General features: G+C 36.0%; 1 pseudogene. It reads right to left on the bottom strand.

The features are described from left to right. Positions 1-1,581 precede the first annotated feature (1,581 nt). Positions 1,582-2,329 (bottom strand): annotated as a pseudogene (locus HLH16_RS14910) (IS5 family transposase). Between the last annotated feature and the right edge of the window lie 369 nt (positions 2,330-2,698).

Below are 2,698 nucleotides of genomic sequence, written 5' to 3'. Positions count from 1 at the left end.
AGTAATTTCTACCATCAATCAATGAAAATAATTTCGATCGATCAACCAGTAAAAATCCACACAAGTTGTTCTTCATAATCTCTTAATGATCTTCTTGCTCTTCGTCAGAGACAAGTCACTCAACACGATAAACTGAACAACTCAGCGCTTCGCGCTTTGTTCGTTTCCGTCTATCTCGTCGGGATGCAGCGTATTCTATACAGTTTCTAAATGGGCGCAACCCCTAAAATGATATATCTATCATGAGTGTTTATTTTTTCAGCTAATTTACCGAAAAAATCGTATTTCTACCCATTTTTTAATCATATTTATAAGAACTTCTACTTAAATTGAGTTTTCAAACTGATTTTTATTACAGATTTAACTTCTAATATTATTGTGTCTACAACGATCATTTAATTAATCGTCTTTATTTCGAGCTTGCTCAGTTTGAAGCAAATAATCTCAACAATGAATTTCTATAGGAAACTGTAATAAATAATGGCCTGTTTCATATTTTCCTCAGGCTATTTAGCTCACTCCAGCCATCTAAAAATAAAAGTGTCAAAGCTCCCATTTTATCTAATGACCAGATTGGTCCAAATCTACTCATTCATTTCCAAGGGCTCTCTCCTATTTATGCTTTTCTAACACTCCCTTTTTTTTGCAGCAATGAATGACAATTTAATAATCAAACCTATTTGTTACTCTTGAAAGTTGTTTTTGTATTCATCTTAGTTCTAATGGCTTGCAAATTTAATAAAATAATAAATTTACACATCAAACAACCACCCCAAGGTGGCTTTATTCAATTTTTACGTTAATTGGCCATTTGTCCCAAGACATATATAACAAGTATAAGCATTAAAGTTGAAGATGAAGTCACAAACATTTCTATTGTACTCATGGTCTCATTCCCTGTCTCTAATTGTTCTTTTTTTTGCACAACCAAGGAAAAATATAAGCAATAATTAATTGCAACAGGATACAAATATTACGAGAATAATTAAGTATTAAAAAACTCTCGCAAGAAAAATTAATTTATTTCTTTTTCCACTCAAAGGAAGGCCCATCATTTGGGTCGACCCCAATTTCACACCCTAGAAATTTCATATCCACAATACCCGTATCCATGGGAGTTGTTGTAATAAAATTACTGCGTTACTCAAGTAACATTTTATAACTATCGGGACTTATTAATAAATAATTGGGTACTTTATAATTTTGGTCTATGTAATCGAAAAATGCTTGTTTTACCTGTTCTGATAATTTCATTTTACATCTCCACAAATAACCTAAAATAAGATACAGAAAACGATCAGGCTGGTAGTTTTTCGGGACCACCTTGTCCGCTTAATTATTATACAGCTAGAATACAGACATATCTTTCAAACTCAACATCTGATTTGTTTGTTCTAATTAAGCTGCCATAAATCCGGGCTTCGATTTAACAATACTCTTACTTCCCTACCATTCTAAGCAATGATGACATTTCAAATACGATTGAATAGGGCACTCATCATCAGCTGTATATATTGCATAGATCTTTCTTAAAATTTAGAAAATATTTGTTAAGTATTTATTTATATTTAGGGCGTGTCATCAATTGAGCCATATCATGATTGAGGCAAGGTAGATCGCTGACAGGAAGTTTTGAGCCAATTTATCATAGCGCGTAGCAATACCTCGATACTGCTTGAGCTTGGCGAAGAAGTTCTCGATCAGATGTCTTGCCTTATAAAGATGTGCGTCATAATCACGCTGATCAATCGCGTTACTTTTGGACGGCATCACGATCTGACCATTGATCTTATGGATTGGATCAATCACTCGATCCTTGGAATTGTAGGCTTTATCCATGAGCCAAGTCTGACTTAACGATAAGTCCAGCAGCACATCAGCACCATTTAAGTCATGAGCCTGCCCGGCAGTGAGATAAAATCCTGTTGGGTTGCCTAAAGCATCAGTACGGGCATGAATTTTGGTACTTAAGCCACCTTTACTGCGTCCGATTGCCTGTTCTTTTTTTTCCGGCACTGTGTTGATGAGCGCGCACAATGGTTGAGTCCAGCATGGCATATTCATTATCACTTTCATGTGATAGCACTTCAAAAACTTTCTGCCATACGCCTGCTTTAGCCCAACGGCTAAAGCGAGTGTGCACGACTCTAAAATCCCCAAAGCGTTCTGGTAAATCTCGCCACGGAATACCTGAACGATACCGATACAATACTGCTTCAACAAATAGCCTGTTGTCTTTGGCAGTTACTCCAACAGTACTCGCTCGTCCGGGCAACAGATCCTTAATCTGTTCCCACTGATCATCTCTTAATGCATAGCGTTTAGTCATGAAAAAATAATGAGGACAGGTTAGATTTTCTCAAGCTAATTGATGACAGGCTCTAGTACAAAAAAGCCCATTTCACATGAACTTTTCATCTTTTCATTTAAAGTATTCATCCCACTATCCAAGATGGAGCTTGGGAAAGAACTCGAGTTTATCCTTATAGCTTAAACATATTCCTCTTTAATACTTTAAAGACTACCCCCGTTCGAGGATGAGTAAATGTTTCGTCATAGCTTAAATCAATGACTTTATTAGAGGTGGTCCCACATGTTTGAACAACTAAAAGCTTATTTATAAGTGATACTCTGCTCTAGTTAAGCTACCTTATTTTGTTGTGGTAGCTGGTCATAGTAAAACTCATCTGGAGTCATT

This window comes from Acinetobacter sp. ANC 5378, from assembly GCF_013004315.1.
GTDB lineage: Bacteria > Pseudomonadota > Gammaproteobacteria > Pseudomonadales > Moraxellaceae > Acinetobacter.
The sequence above is the reverse complement of the archived record's forward strand: the minus strand, read 5'-3'. Positions and strand labels throughout refer to the sequence as shown.